Origin of the sequence: Pseudoalteromonas sp. KAN5 (genome assembly GCF_022846535.1) — a bacterium.
GTDB lineage: Bacteria > Pseudomonadota > Gammaproteobacteria > Enterobacterales > Alteromonadaceae > Pseudoalteromonas > Pseudoalteromonas haloplanktis.
On record NZ_AP025589.1, the window covers coordinates 1,772,238 to 1,790,324 of the forward strand.

At 40.0% G+C, this 18,087-nt stretch carries 20 protein-coding genes; 5 read left to right on the plus strand and 15 right to left on the minus strand.

What is annotated here, in order from left to right; all coding sequences use genetic code 11:
• Positions 1-80 precede the first annotated feature (80 nt).
• The 7 genes from nagB to KAN5_RS07760 form a co-directional block, all read right to left on the minus strand.
• Positions 81-875: a glucosamine-6-phosphate deaminase gene (gene nagB / locus KAN5_RS07730; RefSeq protein ID WP_016707691.1), complete on the minus strand. Its 795-nt coding sequence runs from the start codon at positions 873-875 to the stop codon at positions 81-83.
• 213 nt (positions 876-1,088) lie between these two features.
• Complete coding sequence (locus tag KAN5_RS07735) at positions 1,089-2,228, minus strand: DUF5009 domain-containing protein (RefSeq protein ID WP_244390856.1); 1,140 nt, start codon at positions 2,226-2,228, stop codon at positions 1,089-1,091.
• 65 nt (positions 2,229-2,293) lie between these two features.
• Positions 2,294-3,412, minus strand: coding sequence for an N-acetylglucosamine-6-phosphate deacetylase (gene nagA, locus KAN5_RS07740; protein ID WP_016707693.1), 1,119 nt, complete (start codon positions 3,410-3,412; stop codon positions 2,294-2,296).
• The gene (locus KAN5_RS07745; protein WP_016707694.1) at positions 3,412-4,326 is read right to left on the minus strand and encodes a BadF/BadG/BcrA/BcrD ATPase family protein; all 915 of its coding nucleotides are present in this window, start codon (positions 4,324-4,326) and stop codon (positions 3,412-3,414) included. Before KAN5_RS07745 ends, nagA begins: the two co-directional genes overlap by 1 nt.
• Positions 4,327-4,707: 381 nt before the next feature.
• Positions 4,708-4,920 carry a helix-turn-helix transcriptional regulator gene (locus tag KAN5_RS07750; RefSeq protein ID WP_016707695.1) on the minus strand — a complete coding sequence of 71 codons (213 nt, stop codon included), beginning with the start codon at positions 4,918-4,920 and terminating at the stop codon, positions 4,708-4,710.
• Position 4,921: 1 nt separating this feature from the next.
• Positions 4,922-5,350, minus strand: a complete 429-nt coding sequence (locus KAN5_RS07755) for a hypothetical protein (protein ID WP_138555760.1) — start codon at positions 5,348-5,350, stop codon at positions 4,922-4,924.
• A gap of 125 nt (positions 5,351-5,475) precedes the next feature.
• A complete protein-coding gene (locus KAN5_RS07760; protein WP_016707697.1) occupies positions 5,476-5,982 on the minus strand; it encodes an NYN domain-containing protein in 507 nt (168 codons plus the stop codon).
• Between the two features lie 149 nt (positions 5,983-6,131).
• Between KAN5_RS07760 and KAN5_RS07765 the strand changes: the two genes are divergently transcribed.
• Positions 6,132-6,761: a hypothetical protein gene (locus KAN5_RS07765; protein ID WP_244390857.1), complete on the plus strand. Its 630-nt coding sequence runs from the start codon at positions 6,132-6,134 to the stop codon at positions 6,759-6,761.
• Complete coding sequence (locus KAN5_RS07770; RefSeq protein ID WP_244390858.1) at positions 6,758-7,504, plus strand: DUF3307 domain-containing protein; 747 nt, start codon at positions 6,758-6,760, stop codon at positions 7,502-7,504. Before KAN5_RS07765 ends, KAN5_RS07770 begins: the two co-directional genes overlap by 4 nt.
• Positions 7,505-7,553: 49 nt before the next feature.
• Here the strand turns inward: KAN5_RS07770 and KAN5_RS07775 are convergent, their stop codons facing one another.
• Complete coding sequence (locus tag KAN5_RS07775) at positions 7,554-8,960, minus strand: DEAD/DEAH box helicase (protein WP_244390859.1); 1,407 nt, start codon at positions 8,958-8,960, stop codon at positions 7,554-7,556.
• Between the two features lie 130 nt (positions 8,961-9,090).
• On the opposite strand from KAN5_RS07775, the gene KAN5_RS07780 reads away from it, so the two are divergent.
• Positions 9,091-9,513, plus strand: coding sequence for a DUF1801 domain-containing protein (locus KAN5_RS07780; protein ID WP_244390860.1), 423 nt, complete (start codon positions 9,091-9,093; stop codon positions 9,511-9,513).
• A 43-nt stretch (positions 9,514-9,556) separates the two neighbouring features.
• On the opposite strand, the gene KAN5_RS07785 is transcribed toward KAN5_RS07780, so the two are convergent.
• Entirely contained in the window at positions 9,557-10,396 is an 840-nt protein-coding gene (locus KAN5_RS07785; protein ID WP_138555756.1) for a 2OG-Fe(II) oxygenase family protein, read from the minus strand.
• Between the two features lie 261 nt (positions 10,397-10,657).
• Here KAN5_RS07785 and KAN5_RS07790 point away from each other — a divergent pair, with 261 nt between their 5' ends.
• Positions 10,658-11,860, plus strand: coding sequence for a bifunctional alpha/beta hydrolase/OsmC family protein (locus tag KAN5_RS07790; protein ID WP_244390861.1), 1,203 nt, complete (start codon positions 10,658-10,660; stop codon positions 11,858-11,860).
• A 63-nt stretch (positions 11,861-11,923) separates the two neighbouring features.
• Here KAN5_RS07790 and KAN5_RS07795 read toward each other — a convergent pair whose 3' ends face one another.
• The 3 genes from KAN5_RS07795 to KAN5_RS07805 form a co-directional block, all read right to left on the minus strand.
• Positions 11,924-12,643 (minus strand): hypothetical protein, encoded by a 720-nt coding sequence (locus KAN5_RS07795; RefSeq protein ID WP_244390862.1) that lies wholly within the window; start codon positions 12,641-12,643, stop codon positions 11,924-11,926.
• A gap of 80 nt (positions 12,644-12,723) precedes the next feature.
• Entirely contained in the window at positions 12,724-13,908 is a 1,185-nt protein-coding gene (locus tag KAN5_RS07800; RefSeq protein ID WP_244390863.1) for a DUF2207 domain-containing protein, read from the minus strand.
• A 33-nt stretch (positions 13,909-13,941) separates the two neighbouring features.
• Positions 13,942-14,676, minus strand: a complete 735-nt coding sequence (locus KAN5_RS07805; protein WP_244390864.1) for an alpha/beta fold hydrolase — start codon at positions 14,674-14,676, stop codon at positions 13,942-13,944.
• Between the two features lie 168 nt (positions 14,677-14,844).
• Here KAN5_RS07805 and KAN5_RS07810 point away from each other — a divergent pair, with 168 nt between their 5' ends.
• On the plus strand, positions 14,845-15,168 hold the full coding sequence (locus KAN5_RS07810; RefSeq protein WP_138555753.1) for a hypothetical protein: 324 nt from the start codon (positions 14,845-14,847) through the stop codon (positions 15,166-15,168).
• A gap of 30 nt (positions 15,169-15,198) precedes the next feature.
• Here KAN5_RS07810 and KAN5_RS07815 read toward each other — a convergent pair whose 3' ends face one another.
• The 3 genes from KAN5_RS07815 to aspS all read right to left on the minus strand — a co-directional run bounded on the left by KAN5_RS07815 (position 15,199) and on the right by aspS (position 17,888).
• Positions 15,199-15,789: a pentapeptide repeat-containing protein gene (locus KAN5_RS07815; protein WP_244390865.1), complete on the minus strand. Its 591-nt coding sequence runs from the start codon at positions 15,787-15,789 to the stop codon at positions 15,199-15,201.
• The gene (locus tag KAN5_RS07820) at positions 15,789-15,998 is read right to left on the minus strand and encodes a hypothetical protein (protein WP_016707706.1); all 210 of its coding nucleotides are present in this window, start codon (positions 15,996-15,998) and stop codon (positions 15,789-15,791) included. The genes KAN5_RS07815 and KAN5_RS07820 overlap by 1 nt, the downstream gene beginning before the upstream one ends.
• Before the next feature lie 111 nt (positions 15,999-16,109).
• Positions 16,110-17,888 carry an aspartate--tRNA ligase gene (gene aspS, locus KAN5_RS07825; RefSeq protein ID WP_016707707.1) on the minus strand — a complete coding sequence of 593 codons (1,779 nt, stop codon included), beginning with the start codon at positions 17,886-17,888 and terminating at the stop codon, positions 16,110-16,112.
• Positions 17,889-18,087 lie beyond the last annotated feature (199 nt).

Below are 18,087 nucleotides of genomic sequence, written 5' to 3' on the forward strand. Positions count from 1 at the left end.
CCAATTGTTAGCCACTGATAAAAAGGCAAAAAAAAAGCCCTTACGGACTTTTTTGAACACACAATAAATTCTTTTTACAATTACAATGTAGCTAAATGAGCCTGTAATTTTTGATTTTCTGCTTCGATATGCTGATAAAACTCTAAATCGTCAAGTTTACTTGCTGCTGCTTTATCAATCACAATCACAGCATCTTTATGCAGCTGAAGCGCAGATGCCGGACATTTAGCCATTAATGGCCCTTCAATCATGGCATGAACTGCATCGGCTTTATTTTCACCGGTAGCAAGTAAAACAACTTTTTTCGCTTCTAAAATTGTGCCAATACCCATGGTTATTGATAAATGGGGTTGATATTCATCCGCGGCAAAAAAACGCGCATTATCATCAACAGTTGCTTTAGTTAGCGTTTTTACGCGAGTACGTGAACACAGCCCTGATGAAGGTTCATTAAAGCCAATATGACCATTACGGCCAATGCCTAATAATTGCACATCAACGCCACCCGCTGCGGCTATCTTATTTTCATATTCTTTACATGCAGTGATTGGATTTACTGCATCGCCAGGTGGTACAAAGGTATTCTCTTTATTGATATCAACATGATTAAATAGTTGCTCGTTCATAAAATAGCGGTAACTTTGTGGGTGCTCACCCGTTAAACCTAAGTACTCGTCCAAGTTAAACGTTGTCGCTTGTGAGAATGAAATATCACCCGCTTTATTTTTAGCAATTAATAGTTGGTATAACGCAACTGGCGTAGAGCCTGTTGCTAAACCGAGCACTGACGTTGGTTTTTTTTGTAATTGGGCTGCGAAAATATTTGCGCCATATGCAGCTACTGCTGCTGCATCATTTAAAATTACTATTTGCATATTTGTTTGCTCAGTTATTAAATTAGTTGATGAAAAAATGGGATCTAAGTCCCAATTCCACGTGCAATCGAATTGGGCCTTAGATCAAACCAAACAGGGATACACTGTTTGGCCAATACCATTATGACAACGCTGTCATTATTACCATTTCATTTTAGTTTGTAAAGTAAAAGTGAATAAAAAAATTATTTTTACTGTTTTTAGTTGTGCGTTTTATACGCTAACAAATATTTTACGCTTATACATCCAGTGTAAAACAAGGATTTGTACTAGTAACAAAGCAGTAACGCTAAGCAATGGTTGCCAAAGCTCAGGAACTGCATTAATAAAGCCACCGAATACACTACGACTAATAAAAGCCCAATCGACTAAACTAGACGCTAGATAGATGATAATTGAATTTGCGCCAATTATAACGAATGGGTAAGCTAGTTTTTGACCATTTAAAATATCAACTAAAGCATAGAATACAGCAAGTAATATAGCGCTCCAACCTACAGTGACAAGTACAAAAGAGCTCGTCCATAACTCTTTATTAACCGGGAATTGAAGATCCCACAACCAACCAAGGCAGACACTAATTACGCCGGCAATAAATAAGATCCCTGCTGTTTTCCATTCGCCAATTTGCTGTGCTCTGCTAACAAGTTGCCCTGCAAACACACCAATCATGGCATTTATAATGGCAGGAAAGCTCGATAATACGCCCTCAGGATCGACAGGTCGATTTTGATAGCTAATACCGGGTAAAAAGTGTGTATCAAACCACGCATTCCAACTGCCTTGCGCACTCAAATCCCCTGCTATACCACCGGGCACTGGGATAAAACACAGTAGAATCCAATAACCAATTAATAAACCGATGGCAGTAAATACTTGGGTGCGAATACTGGTATGCCACACTAACATGGCACAAAAAAACCATGCGATAGCAATGCGCCCAAGTACACTGGTGTAGCGAATTTCATCTAACGCTAAAGGAATACCAGTTCCCCACCCGTGGTTGTACATTATTCCTAATAAACATAATAACAGTAAACGCTTAACCGCTTTACGGTAGTAAACTTTGCGCTCATCCCATGATAGGTGATCAATACGCTTTGGTGCGAGCCCCATCGCCACGCCCGATAAAAAGATAAATAATGGAAAAATTAAATCGTAAAATGTAAAACCATGCCAAGCACTATGTACAGTATGTGCTTCAAAAATTTTCCAGCCTGTCCAGCCTGTTAAGACAAATAAAGCGGCAAAAATAGATTGCCCCCCCAAAATCCAAAACATATCCATACCACGTAAAGCATCCAGTGATGCTAGACGCTTTTTAACCGGTTTTTCGCTGTGTGTTGTTGTCATTTTATTTTACTCTTAAAACAAAAAAAGCCCCGCGATACAACGGCGGGGTTTTTTCCAGGGAAACGTTAGATTGCAATTCCAGCAATATAAGTTGCTTTGACATACTGCTGTTCATCGAGCACGACAAAGTCAGCATCAAAGCCATCAAGTAAACGTCCCTTGTTCTTGAGGTTCAAATATTGTGCCGGATACAATGCAGCCATCCGTAAGCTTTCGCTTAGGCTAACATCTAAAGTATTAACGGTGTTGCGCACAGCGCTTGCCATATCTAAAACACTGCCCGCTAATTCGCCAGTGCTTGAATTTAATCTATCTCCGGTACGAATTACTTTTCGCCCATCAAAGAAATCAAATTCCATATCATCAGTGCCCACAGGTGGCATTGCATCCGTAACCAACATAATTTTGCCACGTTGCTTTGTACGAATTGCTAACTGCGCAGATAGAGGGTGCACATGGTGGCCATCAACAATCAATCCACACCAACTGTTGTCATGCCAAAGTGCGGCACCAACAACACCTGGCTCGCGCGATGTAAATGGCGACATAGCATTGTATAAATGCGTAAAGCCATCAGCGCCGGCATTAAGTGCAGCGATAGTTGTTTGATAATCGGCATTTGTATGACCGAGTGATACTTTCACACCACACGCAACTAAACGCTCAACATCGGCAATACTGACGTTTTCTGGCGCCAAGGTGACCATTTTGATGCCTAAATCTTGACGAGCATAAATGGCAAACTCTTGCTCGCTGATCGGGCGAATAAATTGTTCACTATGAGTGCCTTTTTTTGGAAAAGATAAATGCGGGCCTTCAAAGTGAATACCTAATACTCCCGGAACACCTTCACTGATAGCTTGCGCCGTTGCATCTGCGGCGGCTTGCATGATTTCAACTTTATCTGTAATTAACGTTGGCATCAGTGCAGTTGTACCAAATTTCCCATGTGCTTTTGCGATACGGTCTAAGCAATCAGTGTTTTGCTGTGCGTTGAAAAATGCTCCACCACCGCCATTGACTTGAACGTCAATAAAACCGGGAGCAACAAGACCATTTAGCTCTATTACTGACTCAGTAGTTGTTTCTTCAAGCTTAAATACACCATTTTCAACACTAAATAATGCGTTATCAACAAAGTTTTCTGCGGTAAATAGGCGCGTAGCGCGATAGAAGGTTTTCATTACAAGGCTACCTTTTGATCTTGTTCAAGTACCGATTGCTGGGCAAAGTAAATAGCCCCCATTTCTGGCGGTTGTTTTGGGATTTCGACCAGTTTTGCAATTTCAGGATCAAGCCATTTATTTAATGGCTCAGCAAGACCACCAATCATAGATAAACGTGGTGGATTATTTTCTAATAAACGATGTGCTAATTGACTCACGTAGGCTGCGCCATCTTTTACGATAGCCAATGCAATCACGTCACCTTGGTGCGCCGCATCAAAAACATAGCGAGCAAGCTTAGCATAACTGCTGGACGGCTGCCCTGCCATTTGCTCTGCTATATCCATTGCATTTATTGCATTAAAATGATTCTTTATTACTGGAGTCAAAGCTGTTTGCGGACCTAAACCATCTAGCTCAACTAGCACCGCTTTAATAGCCTCAAGCCCCATCCAAGCGCCGCTCCCTTTATCGCCTAAAGCAAAACCGTGACCACCATAGTTCACCGATTGCCCTTTGACATGTGAAAAGCCACATGAGCCAGTGCCCGTAATAATAACGGCCCCATCACCGCCTTCATGAGCGCCGATGCATGCCGTATGTAAGTCTGTAGTTAAAAACATTTGTTTAAATGGATGTTCCCATTCTGTTATTTTTTCATACAAACTTGGTAAATTAACGCCTGCTAACCCTAAGCCAGCATAGATTTGGTGAATAGTTTCTAACTGTAAACCGGCATCACGCATAGCCAGTTGTGTAGATACCATTATTGACTCTAATGTGCGCTCTAACCCATGTAATGGATTCGCGGGGCCACCTAGACCAGTTCCTAATACCCCATGTTGTGTAGAGTATATAGTTGCACGGCACTTAGTTCCGCCACCATCGATACCAATAAACAATTGGTCCTCATTCGCACTCTTAGCCATCATTTAACGACCTCTAACCTTCGTTTAATATTTGTATTAATCGCACCTTTTTTTATTATCTTAATGCGATTCACCCTCAACCCATGTTGAATTAATGTTACACAACAAATGACAGCGTTGTCATTATATTTTTTATAAAAATTCACATATATCCCATATTTATCTCTAATTGACTGAATTAAATAAATAATTAAAATCCACTAAATTAGTAGCAACTATTTTTCAACATAAAGAATAAAGCTTAAAAGTGACATAATTACCTAAATCAATACCTAAAATAATGATTTAGCCATTTATTTTAAAGGGACAAATAAATGGCTAATGGCTTAAAATACGCTGTGTAATGTTGTACCAGTTTACCTAAAACAATAATTTAGTAAAGAATCACTGCTTATATTGGAATATTTTTTCTAGAGGCTGATTAAAAACAACCGCTATTTTAAAAGCAACCTCCAACGACGGGGAATATCTTGCAGCTTCAATTGCAGCTATGGTTTGGCGTGTAACCCCCACAGCATCTGCTAATTGTTGCTGTGTCATTTCATCATGTTGAAATCTCAATGTACGGATTGAATTGCTAATTGCTAACTTTGCCATTTTAACCCCTTTGCAATAGCCATACTTCCACAGCCCCTCCAATGATTTCACTCAGTAATGCAGCAATCACCAACTGGTGTACAGGACTCATAGGTATTGGATATACAGTATTGACTAATAAAGCAAATACAGCATTAACCACGCCTAATTGTAAAATAAACAAGCTCACACTTTTAGCCTTTAGTGCAATAGCCTGCTCTCGTTCATCTTTCGCCCGATTTGCATACTTGCTGTTAAATGCAGCCAAAATACTATGCATGACAACAAGCATAACCACCGTTTGAATCACAAGTTTTATCAACAAACCACTGGCAAGTGATGGATCCATTTGCGCTTCTGGAGTCATCGACAGCACAGCTTGCAGATAGTTAAACAAGACAACAAATGTAATAGCCACTTCTAGTAATCGTGATTTTTGTGTGTAACTCATATCCCCTCCAACAATGTAAAGTAAAGCCAACTCAATGTTAAAAATAATTAACATCAATAACTATAGCTTCACACAGCAACCACGTCAAAAATATTTAACATGAAGTTAAGAATTCTATACTTACATTACAATAATAAAGTGTCATCAATGCAGTAAAAATGCTCTGCGCTTTGTTTCAATGCTTCTGCAGTCAGTTTATCAGCGCCGTACACATCGGCAGGTACATTATAATTATGCTGCAAGTGGCCAAGTAACAGCGCAAAATCACCATCTCCGGAGAGTAAAACTACGCGGTCTAAATTTTTCCCCTGCTCTAGCATATCAATTGTAATTCCTACATCCCAGTCCCCCTTTGCACTGCCGTCCTTACGTTGAATAAATGGCTTTAGTTTCACCTCAAAACCAATCGCCCGCAGAATATTCTGAAACTGAGATTGCTTTTCATCACCTCGATAAATAGCATACGCAATCGCACATTCTATATCGTAGTCACGGCTGATCTGTGCCCAAAACGCATTGTAATCAAAGTTTTTGCGGTAACTTTCACGACAGGTGTAATAAATATTTTGTACATCAACAAAAATACCTACCTTAGGTTTTGAGCTTGCTAAACTGTGTGTTTCTTGCTTCATGCATTATTCCTTTTGATTATCACCCTACTGTAACATACCTATGTCCACTTAAGACCTTGCATTTATCGCGTAAGTAACCTAAATTAGTTACATAGCATTATGTAACCAGTATTGGTTACATTTTTATATGTAACTAAGTTAGGACATTTATGATTGCGGTGATCAGCGGTGATGTGATCAAATCACAACATATTCCCAAGCATGACTACGATGCAATGCTCTATCAGCTCGATCAAAGCTTGCGTGCAATTACTGAAGGTAACCAGAATCAGAGCATTATTTATCGAGGCGATGCATTTCAACTGCAAGTAAACCAACCTGAGCACGTTTGCAGTATTGCTACTTTATTGTATTTACATTTAAAGGCGAGCGGCTATGAAATTCGCCAAAGCTTAGCAATTGGTGAAATAGATAACGCCAGAGCGGATATTAAAACAGCTACCGGCTCTGCATTTACTTTATCGGGTCGCAGCCTTGATGAAATGCATAATCAACGTTTCATATTTAATAGCATTATTGATCCCGCTGATGAAGGATTAACACTTAATCTTGCTTTTGCTGATGCGCTACTGACTAAAATGACACAAAAACAAGCAAACGCGCTCTACGTATATTTAACTATGCAAAATAACCAACATAGTGAACTAGCTAAGCATTTAAAAACAAGCCGTGAAAATGTCACTAAGTTACTTAATCTTGCGCACTATCAATTAATCGAGCGATTTTTACTGTACGCCGAAAAAACCATCATACAAAGCCTCGCAGGAGCAGCGCAGTGAGTTTTACCGTGTTATTAAGCGCCTTAATAATCGGCCATCTATTGGCTGATTTTTACTGGCAGCCGATGAGTTGGGTCAACAATCGTAATACCCGCCATTTTCGGGCTAAAAAACTATACTTGCATGTGTTAGTACATGGCATAACCGCAGCTGCAATTATCACGTGGTGGGAGTTTAGTTTTGGCTGGCAAGATATTCTACGTATTAGTAGCGCAACGGCTATTATCATTGTGACACACTATCTCATTGATTTAGCAAAGTCGTATTCAAGCAAAGGCGTCGTGCCTTTTATCGTTGATCAACTTGCTCATTTACTCGTCATACTCATACTGACTATGTGGTTAAGTGATAATAGTGAGTTTTTTACAATTGTATGGCAATGGCTGATTACTCCCAGTACCTTATGGCTGCTATGCGGCTATTTACTGGTTTTGAATCCAAGCGCGGTATTTATTCGAATGATGTTGGAGCGACTAACGGCAGGGTTTAGCACTACGGGCAGTTTACCCGCCGCAGGGCAAAGTATCGACATGCTTGAACGCGTATTAATGCTGACATTTATTTTGCTGGACCAATTTGCAGGAGTGGTTTTTTTACTCGCGGCAAAATCTGTATTTCGCTTTGGTGATTTAAGTGCCAGTAAAGACAAAAAACTCACTGAGTATGTAATGCTAGGCACTTTGTTAAGCGTCACCGTTACTTTATTCATTGGTTTAGCGGTTAATGCACTCATCGCAATATAAAAAACGCGCATAAATCGCGCGCTTTTATCTTTAGCTTATCAAGGTAATTTTACGAATTACCTTGTGAACCAACATTGTTTGGACGACGACGGCGTTGGCCAGAACCACTCACTGATTGCCGTTTAGCCCACGGGTTTTGCGCTTGCTCACCAGTGGCTTTATTCGCATCAGGTTTTTTACCTGAGCCACCACGACGTGGGCCCGTGCCGCTACCATTGCTATTTGGTTTTTTACTGTCCGATTTAGGCTTGTTAAAAGGCTGCTTTTTCTTAGGCTTTTTAGCTGGTAACGGACGAGCATCTAATGCACGCTCTGCGACTGGGTTAACAGGCTCAAAACCGTCTTCTTCGGCACGTGGAATTAGCTCACCAATAAAACGCTCAATACCGTATAAATCAACCGCATCTTCAGTTGTTACAAATGAAATCGCATGGCCTGATGCACCCGCACGACCTGTACGACCAATACGGTGAACATAATCTTCATATACATTAGGTAAGTCGTAGTTCACAACATGTGGTAATTCAACAATGTCTAAACCACGAGCAACAATGTCAGTTGCCACTAGCACACGAACTTCACCACTTTTAAAACCGTCAAGCGCTTTAACACGTGCGCCTTGTGACTTGTTACCATGAATAGCCGCGCCGACGATATCATCACGCTCTAATTGTTTAACTAAACGGTTAGCGCCGTGCTTTGTACGACTAAAAACCAACACTTGTTGCCAATCATTACTACGGATCAAATGACTTAATAAAGCTGTTTTACGCGCTTTATCTACGGCGTAAACACACTGGCTAACACTTTTTGCGGTGGTATTTTTTGCTGCCACTGAAATCTCAACGGGATCATTGATCAAGCCTTTCGCTAATGCACGAATTTCATCTGAGAAAGTAGCAGAAAACATGAGATTTTGACGTTTAGTTGGTAACTTACTAATAATACGCTTTATATCGTGAATAAAACCCATATCAAGCATACGGTCCGCTTCATCTAGCACTAATACTTCGAGGTTATCGAATTTCAACGCATTTTGATTATGTAAGTCAATCAAGCGACCAGGTGTTGCAACTAGAATATCTACACCTTTACGAAGCATCTGCATTTGCGGATTTATTTTCACACCACCATAAACAACAAATGAGCTGATATTAGAGTGTTTCGCGTACTCTTCAACATTTTCGCTCACTTGTAATGCCAGCTCACGAGTTGGTGTTAAAATTAACGCGCGCACTTGGTTGCTCTTCGCTTTTTGTCCTTTAGATAAAGATTCAATAAGCGGTAATGTAAAACCCGCTGTTTTACCTGTACCAGTTTGTGCTGCGGCCATTACATCACGACCTTCAATGATAGCTGGAATGGCTTGAGCTTGAATTGGTGTTGGCGTTTCATAGCCCTTTTCTAAAACCGCATTAACTAAAGACTGTGATAAACCTAACCCATCAAAACTCATATAAACTCTCTTTTAAATAAGGCCAAAGTGGCCAGTTGCGCGCATTATACCGATCGTGACCAATAATGCATTGAATATTAACTCTGCACTTTATATGCTAACTTGTTGTGTAGTGACACAGGAGTCAACAATGGCAATAAAAACACAAGTAAATCAAATAACATTACAAGAATGTCTTGCAAACACCGACCCTAAACGCTTAGAAGATGCAAACCAGTTAATCGCACTGTTTGAAAAAATAACACAGGAGCCTGCGATTGTGTGGGGCAAAGATATTATCGGCTTTGGCTATTACCAATACAAATACGATTCAGGCCAAAGTGGTGAATGGCCGTTGACTGGCTTTTCGCCGCGCAAGACAAAGTTATCTATTTATATAATGCCCGGCTTCGAACATAATGAAATTGTGACGTTACTTAATCGGTTAGGGAAACACACAAAAGGGAAAAGTTGCCTATATATTAATAACTTAAAAAATATAGATTTAGCCGTACTTGAACAACTCATCGCTTTGTCTGTTAAAATCATGAAAGTAAAATATTCCGAAAAATAAAAAAAGCGACTTAAAGCCGCTTTCATATCTCTAAGTAGAACAATTACTTAACACCCAGCTCACGCAAGCGCTCTTGTAAGTAACTATCTGCGGTATAACGCTCAGAAAGCACAACATCAGGTCGCGGGTGTAAAAATAACGGTAACGAAATACGCGATTTAGTTGACGCTTTACCCGTAGGATTAATGACTCGGTGAATGGTTGATGGAAAATAGCCACCCGATGCTTCTTGCAACATGTCGCCGATATTAATAATTAAGCTACCAAAATCACATGGCACATCTAACCAACCACCGTCAGTTTTTTGCACTTGCAAACCCGGCTCGTTTGACGCTGGTAAAACCGTCAGCAAATTAATGTCACCGTGCGCAGCGGCACGAATTGCCCCAGGCTCTTCATCACCTGTCATTGGTGGGTAATGCAAGATACGCAGCAATGTCTGCTCAGAGTTAGCAATCATGTCTTTTAAGTCGATTGAAAACTTAGCACGCACATCGGCTGGCGCTTCTGCTTGTACCCAGCTCAAAAGCGTAGCAGCAAAATCATTAGCTAAACGATAATATTCTCGAATATCTGCTTCTAATTCTGCTGGCACACGACCTTTTGGATAAACATGAAAGTATTCTTTAATGTCTTTTACTGTAAAGCCTTTTGCAACTTCCGATACTGATGGCGGGAAATAACCATCTTGGGTGTCTTTAGAAAATAAAAACGCATGTTTTTGCTCAGAATTAAAAAAATCCTGCCAATTTTTATAAATTGATTCAACTAAAGACTGCGGTATTGGGTGGTTTTTTAATACACCAAAGCCAGTATTTCTAAGAGACTCAACAAATTGAGCTGCCGCATCACTCGCTTTATAATCAACGGTAGGTAGTTGCATGTTCGTATCCAATGAATTAAGTTGTCAAAAGCCTTTGCTAATCATAGCAGTTGCTTCATTGTTGCGCTGCGCGAGCATAATAAAATAGCCTAAAAAACATAAGGACTTATGTCCTCTCTAGATTAGTGACAAACCAAGCTTTGATACAGATCAACATTCGTTTATTCTGCAAAATGATAAAATCAAATTGAAATCAAACCGTTATTAAAATGGTCTACTCTTAAATAATCTCCTCTTTCTATCAACAGTAAGGCACATTTCATGCGACAAAAGGTAACATTTAAAAGTGGTGAATTAGCCCTTGCCGGACAATTAGAGTCACCCGCCAGTGAGGTTAAATTTTACGCCCTATTCGCCCACTGCTTTACCTGCGGTAAAGATATTGCCGCTGCCAGTAGAATTAGCCGCGCTCTCACTCAACAAGGCATTGCGGTATTACGCTTTGATTTTACAGGCCTTGGTAACAGTGATGGTGATTTTGCTAACAGCAACTTTTCATCAAATATCCAAGATTTAATCGCAGCCGCGGATCATCTGCGCGAGCATTTTAAAGCCCCCCAGTTATTAATTGGCCACAGCTTAGGTGGCGCGGCGGTACTTGCAGCTGCTGAACATATTTCTGAAGTACAAGCCATTACCACCATTGGCGCTCCATCAGATGCCCAGCACGTTGCTCACAACTTTGCCGCTCATTTAGACGAGATCAACAATAAAGGGGAAGCAAAAGTCAACTTAGCTGGTCGCGAGTTTACAATTAAAAAGCAATTTGTAGACGACATTGCTAATTATGACCGTAGTCATATCAGCAAGTTAAAACGTGCATTATTAGTAATGCATTCCCCAATCGACGCCACTGTAAATATTTCAGAAGCCGAAAAAATATATGCATCGGCTAAACACCCAAAAAGCTTTATTAGCCTCGATAACGCCGATCATTTACTTACCAACAAAAACGATGCCGATTACGCAGCAGACGTTATAGCGTCATGGGCAAAACGTTATGTGGATTTCGATAACAGCCAATACACAGCTAAACTTAATAATGGCAATGTATTAGTGGAAGAAAAAGATCATGTGTTTACTCAGCATGTCAGCACCAAAGATCACACTTGGCTTGCAGATGAACCCATTAAAGTCGGCGGCAGTAATTTAGGACCCGATCCGTATCATCACTTATTGGCAGGCCTTGGCGCATGCACCGCGATGACTTTACGTATGTATGCAAGCCGTAAAAACTTGCCACTAGATCACGTCAAGGTAGAGTTGGACCACACTCGAGACTATCACAATGATTGCGATAACTGCGAGCAAACGGATATGCTTGAAGCCATCACGCGAAAAATCACCCTAGTGGGTGATTTAACAAACGAACAACGTCAGCGATTACTTGAAATCGCCGACAAATGCCCGGTTCATAAAACGCTACATAATAATCCATTGATCGTCAGTGAGTTGCTAGGTTAACAGCAAACTTCCTACTTGGGCATTTGATTTATAAACCTAAAATTTAGTGTTGCTATCATTTGCCTACCAACCCCCACCGCCACCTCCACCGCCACCGCCGCCAGAAAAACCGCCACCAGTGGAGAAGCCTGAACTCGACATAGAGGATGAAACACTTGAGCTCCCTAAAGCTGAATAACTCATACCATCTACACTATTAAGAAATTCAGTCTGATCAGAAAAACTACCTGAAAACCACAACGGTGTATATCTATAAGGGTTAGGGGATCCAGAAACTTTCTTCTTTTTGCGTCTTTTTTGTTTTCTAAATTGCCCTCTTTTAAGCCTCAGAACTTCATCAAATCGAGTACACCATTCATCATCTAAATCAAGCGAAATTGCATAAGGTAAAAATTGCTCATATTCAGTTTCAGTGAGCAAGAGATCGTCTTCAGGCTGTTTTTTAGCGGATATATATTTTCGTATTTGCATTGAACTCACCAGTAACGGCTTCCCGTATTGGGAGGGGCCGCGATTTAAAGATAATGCAGTTATACTAAGTAACAATAAAAAAGCCATCGAGATCGACAACAAAGGTAAAAAACTACAAAGAAGCCACATCCAAGGAAGCCATGTAATGCATATAAGTAAGCCCTTTTTTTCCCACTGTGGCTCAACATTCTCATCAGTGCCCTCAAAAATACTTTCGTAAATGGCCAACCATATAATGCCCACAGGAGCAGTCATAAGAATAACAAGCGGTCCCCACAGAATATCAGTCCAATCTGAAACGCCAAATATCAATTGTAAGCCAACAAATACCGACGACAAAGCAACAGTAAAAAGTGTGTATTTAATATTCCACGTGAAAATACTTGTCGCTTTTAAATCTTTGCTAATCGCACTAGAAAAAAGTTTAAAGAGTTCTCGATTTTTCTTTCTATTTTCACGGCTAACTTGGTAACTCCCCCCTGCTTAATAACCCAATCGAGAATACATTGTTCATTTTTTGGTAAAGAGGTGTTTGGTAGGTTTGTCTTAAGTGATAATGTTAATGTATGGGTATAAAATGAGCCTTCTTTGATACCACTATCATCGGGCAGGTATTCATATTTTAGGTCTAGATAGCCTTTAATAGCTAAGTGAGTGCTGGCAGAAGTTAAATCTCTCATTGTACTATTTGAAAAAATTGCGTGGTTTAATATGTAATTAATTATTGCAGGACTTATCTCGCTGGGCACATCTATAGTATCTGAAGTTTTGATATTTTCATCTGGATAAATGCCAACCTTACGCCAAGACCAATAAACAAAACTGCCCACTGTAGCCACAAACGTGATTAACAAAATCCACTCTAAAAGATCCAGTAAGAATATAAAATAAAATACCGAAGGTTGATCGGTTATACCTTTAGGCAGTGCGAGAACAATTGTCATCCCTTGCCCAAGACCTAACTCTTGCGTCGGCGTAAATCTAAATTGATTTTGTTCTGGATTTTCAACAATGTAATTTTCTTCTTTCTCTTTGTAAAAGCCGGTATAGGCTTTGTATTTCAAAGCTTTTGTTTGTTCAGGCAGGTTAACTACAACCGTTGACTTATCTATTGAAGTTGCCCATTGATGAGGAATGGCATTAAAATATAATTCATCATAATTTTGAAAAAATCGAATTTCATCTGATAGTTGATAAGTAATAACAAAGCTTGCAGGTCCATAATCTAACTCTTTTTCGGGATCACCTACTTTTATAATTGCCTTCCCATTTGAAATGGTTGCTTGGTAAGGTGTTGATGTATTATTTAACTGAGCACTTAGCATTTTGAAGCCAGCTAAGTATTCACCGCCATAACGCCCCTTAAGTAACAATGGGATCCGTCTAAAAATACCATGCTTAAATATGTAACCACCTGCTGTTATATCAAACTGCTCCGTGATAATAAGATTGCCATCGGGTTTTACATCAATTGTTACATGTAGTCCCGTTGTTGAATCAGCCTCCCTTGCCTCGACATAGGGCATAAACGTAACTAAAAGTAAAAAAATTATGCTTCCCTGCAAAAAACACTTCATTGTTAATTCACTCCTTATAAACTACTTATCTATTCATTGCTCAGCCAAAAACTCACTTAAATGTCTTTTCATCTTATTGAGTAACTCGATAGGGCCAGCATCGAACATATCATTGTGTCGTGCATTAGTTAAAAAAACCTGCTTCACAGGGAAACGGGTAAGTTCGTCTTTTTTATATAAAACTCCCGTATCAGCTGGATAATCACTGCCGCGCAATGTCAGCACAAGTATATTTCTATTACGTGGCAATAACATACGGCGATGATCTAAGGTGATCACTGCACTCACTTCGTTTGGGTAGATTGCCGCGTAAAGCGCTGAGATATCACCGCCATTGGAATGACCAAATAACGTTAACTGGCTAAAGTCATACGCTGGGTAGCGAACGTTCAACTCATTCACTAAGAATTTGAGGGTCACGACACCTCGGTGCCAATTTTCCATGCGCGTTGCCATATAAGGCTGGTTAGGATCCAGTGCAGGATCGCCTTTTAATTCATGAGCAACGGCAATGGTTAAATAGCCTCTGCTGGTAAAAATATCAGCAGCAAATTGATAGTCAGTATGAGAGATACCATAACCGGCGTTAATGAAAACCACTGGGCATTTGTTTTGTTCACTGCAACTTAATCCATTACTTGGCAATGCGATATTTATCGCAATAGCACGGTCGCGGTTTTTATCAACGATCACCTCATTATTGGCATAGCTCAGGGTACTTAAGCTAAATAAAACAAATACTACGAGGGATTGTAAAGTGTGGAACATCGTATGATCTTTATAATTTTTATTTAATTTACAATGAGTTTAATTTTTTTAGTGTAATTTGTATATGACTTAGGCTCAGGTAAAACCCCTTACTTTCAGCAAAGTTAAAATTAATTAAAAATATATGCGATAATGACGGTAATATTTACGTTTATCTAGAAAGTAGCCATGAAATCATATAGCAGCATTGAACAACGCATCGACATCTTACAAAGCCGAATTGAAGCTTACAAAGACGAAATCGCGGTATTACAAGCCGAGCCAAAAAATAATAACGAACGTATTATTTTTAAATTTATTGAAACCGGTAGCACGGGGAAAACCAAAGATTTCGTTCGTGAATTAGGGATTAAATCACCACGCGATAGCCTGTATTCATCAGGTGATGTATCAAAACTTATCAAAGAAGGTGCAAGTGATATTACCCCTGCACTACTCGAAATTGCCAGAGCACTTGCCAGTGCACGAAACAAAAATGGCCCTGCCTGCTAATTTTGCGCAAGATTAGCCGTGAAATAACGGCTAATCTACCAACTCGATATCTAACCCCGTTAATAAGTTTAACGCTTCAAGCCGCTCAAACTTGGCATTACTCACTTCATTATTTTTTATATCAATATTAAACTGACTCGCACCAACAAAATTAGCTTTATTAAGGTTAGTTTGATGAAATAGGCTATCTCTAAAATCTGTGCCAGTAAAATCACTCGCGGCCAAGTTAGCATGTCTAAAATCAACATTTTTAGCAAAACAGTCTGTCATCGTTAAGGCTTTTAGCTGCGATTCAAAAAAAGAGCTATGACTTAACTCACAGCTTTTAAAGCTGACAGACGAGGTTAATGCCAATTGCGGCCAATTAACCTGCCCCCAAACAATGCTGTTTAACTTGCAACTTTTAAAACTCACCTCTTCTAGTGAGCTGTAGTTCCAACTTAAGTCACTCAAGTTGCAATTCATAAACTCGCAATCAATAAAGCGGCAACTACTAAATTGGCTTTGACTAAAATCGCATTCTATAAACAGGCATTGTTCAAACTCTATGTCGCTAAAGCGCTGCGATGTAGCCGTACAGTTTGCAAATTGCTGATCGTAATAATCGTTTTGTGAAAACATCAAACCGCTTCTTTAGCTAAATCACTCTTAAGTGCCAAAACAGCTATAAAAATAAGCCCAAGCACAGGTACTAAGCCTAAAAACCCACCTATCACGGCAACAATAATAGGCGTTGTTGTTTTACGTTTTCCCAAAAAGTAACTAACAAGCGCAAATACAGGCACCAAAACTAAGATGATTGTTCCCAAAAGCGTCGCATCAATAGACATATTATTCCTTTATTATTTTATTTAACTGATAAATTAAAACACAAAAAAACCCTTAGGCATACACCTAAGGGTTTTTTAAATCAATTGCAAAATTAAGTGCTAATTAATCACTTATTCTGCTGACTTTTCTGCTTTTTCAACAACACTGATAGCAAGCTCAGTTAGCGAATCCGCATTAGCCTTGCTTGGTGCATCTGTCAGTAAACACGACGCTTGTGTTGTTTTAGGGAATGCAATTACGTCACGAATATTATCGGTGCCGCAAAGTAGCATAACCAAACGGTCTAGGCCAAATGCTAAACCTGCATGAGGTGGCGTGCCGTATTTAAGAGCATCTAGTAAGAAACCGAATTTATCTTGCTGCTCTTGTGCTTCAATTCCTAATATTCTAAATGCAGCTTCTTGCATATCAGCATTATGGATACGTACAGAGCCACCACCTACTTCGTAGCCGTTTAATACCATGTCGTATGCATCTGAAATAGCCGCTGCAGGGTTCGCTTCAAGCTCACTTGCACTGATCTCTTTTGGTGCTGTAAATGGGTGATGTACTGCGTGTAATGTGCCTTCGTCATCTTCTTCAAACATTGGGAAGTCAACAACCCAAAGTGGTGCCCAGCTATCAAGGTTAGTGATTTCTAAATCAACACCGATCTTAAGACGTAATGCGCCCATCGCTTCATTTACTGTGTTGCGTTTGTCTGCACCAAATAAAATGATGTCACCCGTTTGTGCATTAGTACGCGCTAGTAGCTCATTGATCACTTCTTCATTTAAGAATTTAGCGATAGGTGATTGTACGCCTTCAGCGCCTGCATCGCGGTCGTTTACTTTCATCCATGCCAGACCCTTCGCACCGTAAATACCAATAAACTTAGTGTAGTCATCTAGTTGCTTACGAGAAAGCGCGGCACCGCCTGGCACAGTTAATACCGCAACGCGGCCTTTTTCGTCATTGGCAGGGCCAGAGAATACTTTAAACTCAACGTCTTTTACTAAATCAGCAACGTCAATAAGCTCCATCGGGTTACGTAAGTCAGGCTTGTCCGAACCAAAACGGCTCATTGCCTCTGCGTAAGGCATCACTGGGAAATCACCTAAATCAACGTTTAATAATGACTGCCACATTTCACGGATCATTTTCTCAGTCATACCACGTACTTGATCTGAGCTCATGAATGAAGTCTCTAAATCGATTTGGGTAAACTCTGGTTGACGATCCGCACGTAAATCTTCATCACGGAAACATTTAACGATTTGGTAGTAACGGTCAAAGCCCGACATCATCAACAATTGTTTAAACAACTGTGGAGACTGCGGTAAAGCGTAAAAGCTACCTTTGTGAACACGACTCGGTACTAAGTAATCACGTGCGCCTTCTGGGGTTGCTTTAGTTAGTACTGGTGTTTCAATATCTAAGAAACCGTTTTCATCTAAAAAACGACGAACAAAGCTGCTCGCTTTAGCACGTAACTTAATACGATCACTCATTTCTAGGCGGCGAAGGTCTAGATAACGGTATTTTAAGCGACGTTCTTCAGAGTTCACTTGGTTAAAATCAAGTGGTAATGGCTCTGAACGGTTGATGATAGTTAAGCTAGTGCCTAAAATCTCAACTTCACCGGTGGCCATGTCTTTATTGATTTGGCTTTCTGGGCGAGCACGTACAACACCTTTAAGCTGAACACAGAACTCTTGACGTAATTTATTAGCTGTATCCATTAAGCCTTCAACTTCAGGATCGAATACAACTTGCACTAAACCTTCTCTATCGCGTAAATCGACAAAAATTAACCCACCAAGGTCACGACGTTTATTGATCCAACCACATAATTCAACTTCTTGATCTACGTGAGTTTTATTTAGCTGTCCGCAGTATATAGAGCGCATAGTATTCCTGTCAGTGTAAGACTAATAGCCGCTTTCCCTAAGAATTTGACGTTTTTGGGGAGATAAAGCCACTATTTATAAATCATTTTAGGGGAAGCATTATACCCAAGTTACTTGAAAATGCGAGCCTCGCAGCGTCCTGTTAGCATTCAATTTTCAGTCATTCTAGATATTTGTTACACTAACAAAAACACACTAT

What these genes read in the sequence shown, in the direction of transcription:
- nagB (WP_016707691.1), bottom strand. Translation starts at nt 875, where the DNA reads ATGCAAATAGTAATTTTAAATGATGCAGCAGCAGTAGCTGCATATGGC.
- KAN5_RS07735 (WP_244390856.1), bottom strand. Translation starts at nt 2,228, where the DNA reads ATGACAACAACACACAGCGAAAAACCGGTTAAAAAGCGTCTAGCATCA.
- nagA (WP_016707693.1), bottom strand. Translation starts at nt 3,412, where the DNA reads ATGAAAACCTTCTATCGCGCTACGCGCCTATTTACCGCAGAAAACTTT.
- KAN5_RS07745 (WP_016707694.1), bottom strand. Translation starts at nt 4,326, where the DNA reads ATGATGGCTAAGAGTGCGAATGAGGACCAATTGTTTATTGGTATCGAT.
- KAN5_RS07750 (WP_016707695.1), bottom strand. Translation starts at nt 4,920, where the DNA reads ATGGCAAAGTTAGCAATTAGCAATTCAATCCGTACATTGAGATTTCAA.
- KAN5_RS07755 (WP_138555760.1), bottom strand. Translation starts at nt 5,350, where the DNA reads ATGAGTTACACACAAAAATCACGATTACTAGAAGTGGCTATTACATTT.
- KAN5_RS07760 (WP_016707697.1), bottom strand. Translation starts at nt 5,982, where the DNA reads ATGAAGCAAGAAACACACAGTTTAGCAAGCTCAAAACCTAAGGTAGGT.
- KAN5_RS07765 (WP_244390857.1), top strand. Translation starts at nt 6,132, where the DNA reads ATGATTGCGGTGATCAGCGGTGATGTGATCAAATCACAACATATTCCC.
- KAN5_RS07775 (WP_244390859.1), bottom strand. Translation starts at nt 8,960, where the DNA reads ATGAGTTTTGATGGGTTAGGTTTATCACAGTCTTTAGTTAATGCGGTT.
- KAN5_RS07780 (WP_244390860.1), top strand. Translation starts at nt 9,091, where the DNA reads ATGGCAATAAAAACACAAGTAAATCAAATAACATTACAAGAATGTCTT.
- KAN5_RS07785 (WP_138555756.1), bottom strand. Translation starts at nt 10,396, where the DNA reads ATGCAACTACCTACCGTTGATTATAAAGCGAGTGATGCGGCAGCTCAA.
- KAN5_RS07790 (WP_244390861.1), top strand. Translation starts at nt 10,658, where the DNA reads ATGCGACAAAAGGTAACATTTAAAAGTGGTGAATTAGCCCTTGCCGGA.
- KAN5_RS07800 (WP_244390863.1), bottom strand. Translation starts at nt 13,908, where the DNA reads ATGAAGTGTTTTTTGCAGGGAAGCATAATTTTTTTACTTTTAGTTACG.
- KAN5_RS07805 (WP_244390864.1), bottom strand. Translation starts at nt 14,676, where the DNA reads ATGTTCCACACTTTACAATCCCTCGTAGTATTTGTTTTATTTAGCTTA.
- KAN5_RS07810 (WP_138555753.1), top strand. Translation starts at nt 14,845, where the DNA reads ATGAAATCATATAGCAGCATTGAACAACGCATCGACATCTTACAAAGC.
- KAN5_RS07815 (WP_244390865.1), bottom strand. Translation starts at nt 15,789, where the DNA reads ATGTTTTCACAAAACGATTATTACGATCAGCAATTTGCAAACTGTACG.
- KAN5_RS07820 (WP_016707706.1), bottom strand. Translation starts at nt 15,998, where the DNA reads ATGTCTATTGATGCGACGCTTTTGGGAACAATCATCTTAGTTTTGGTG.
- aspS (WP_016707707.1), bottom strand. Translation starts at nt 17,888, where the DNA reads ATGCGCTCTATATACTGCGGACAGCTAAATAAAACTCACGTAGATCAA.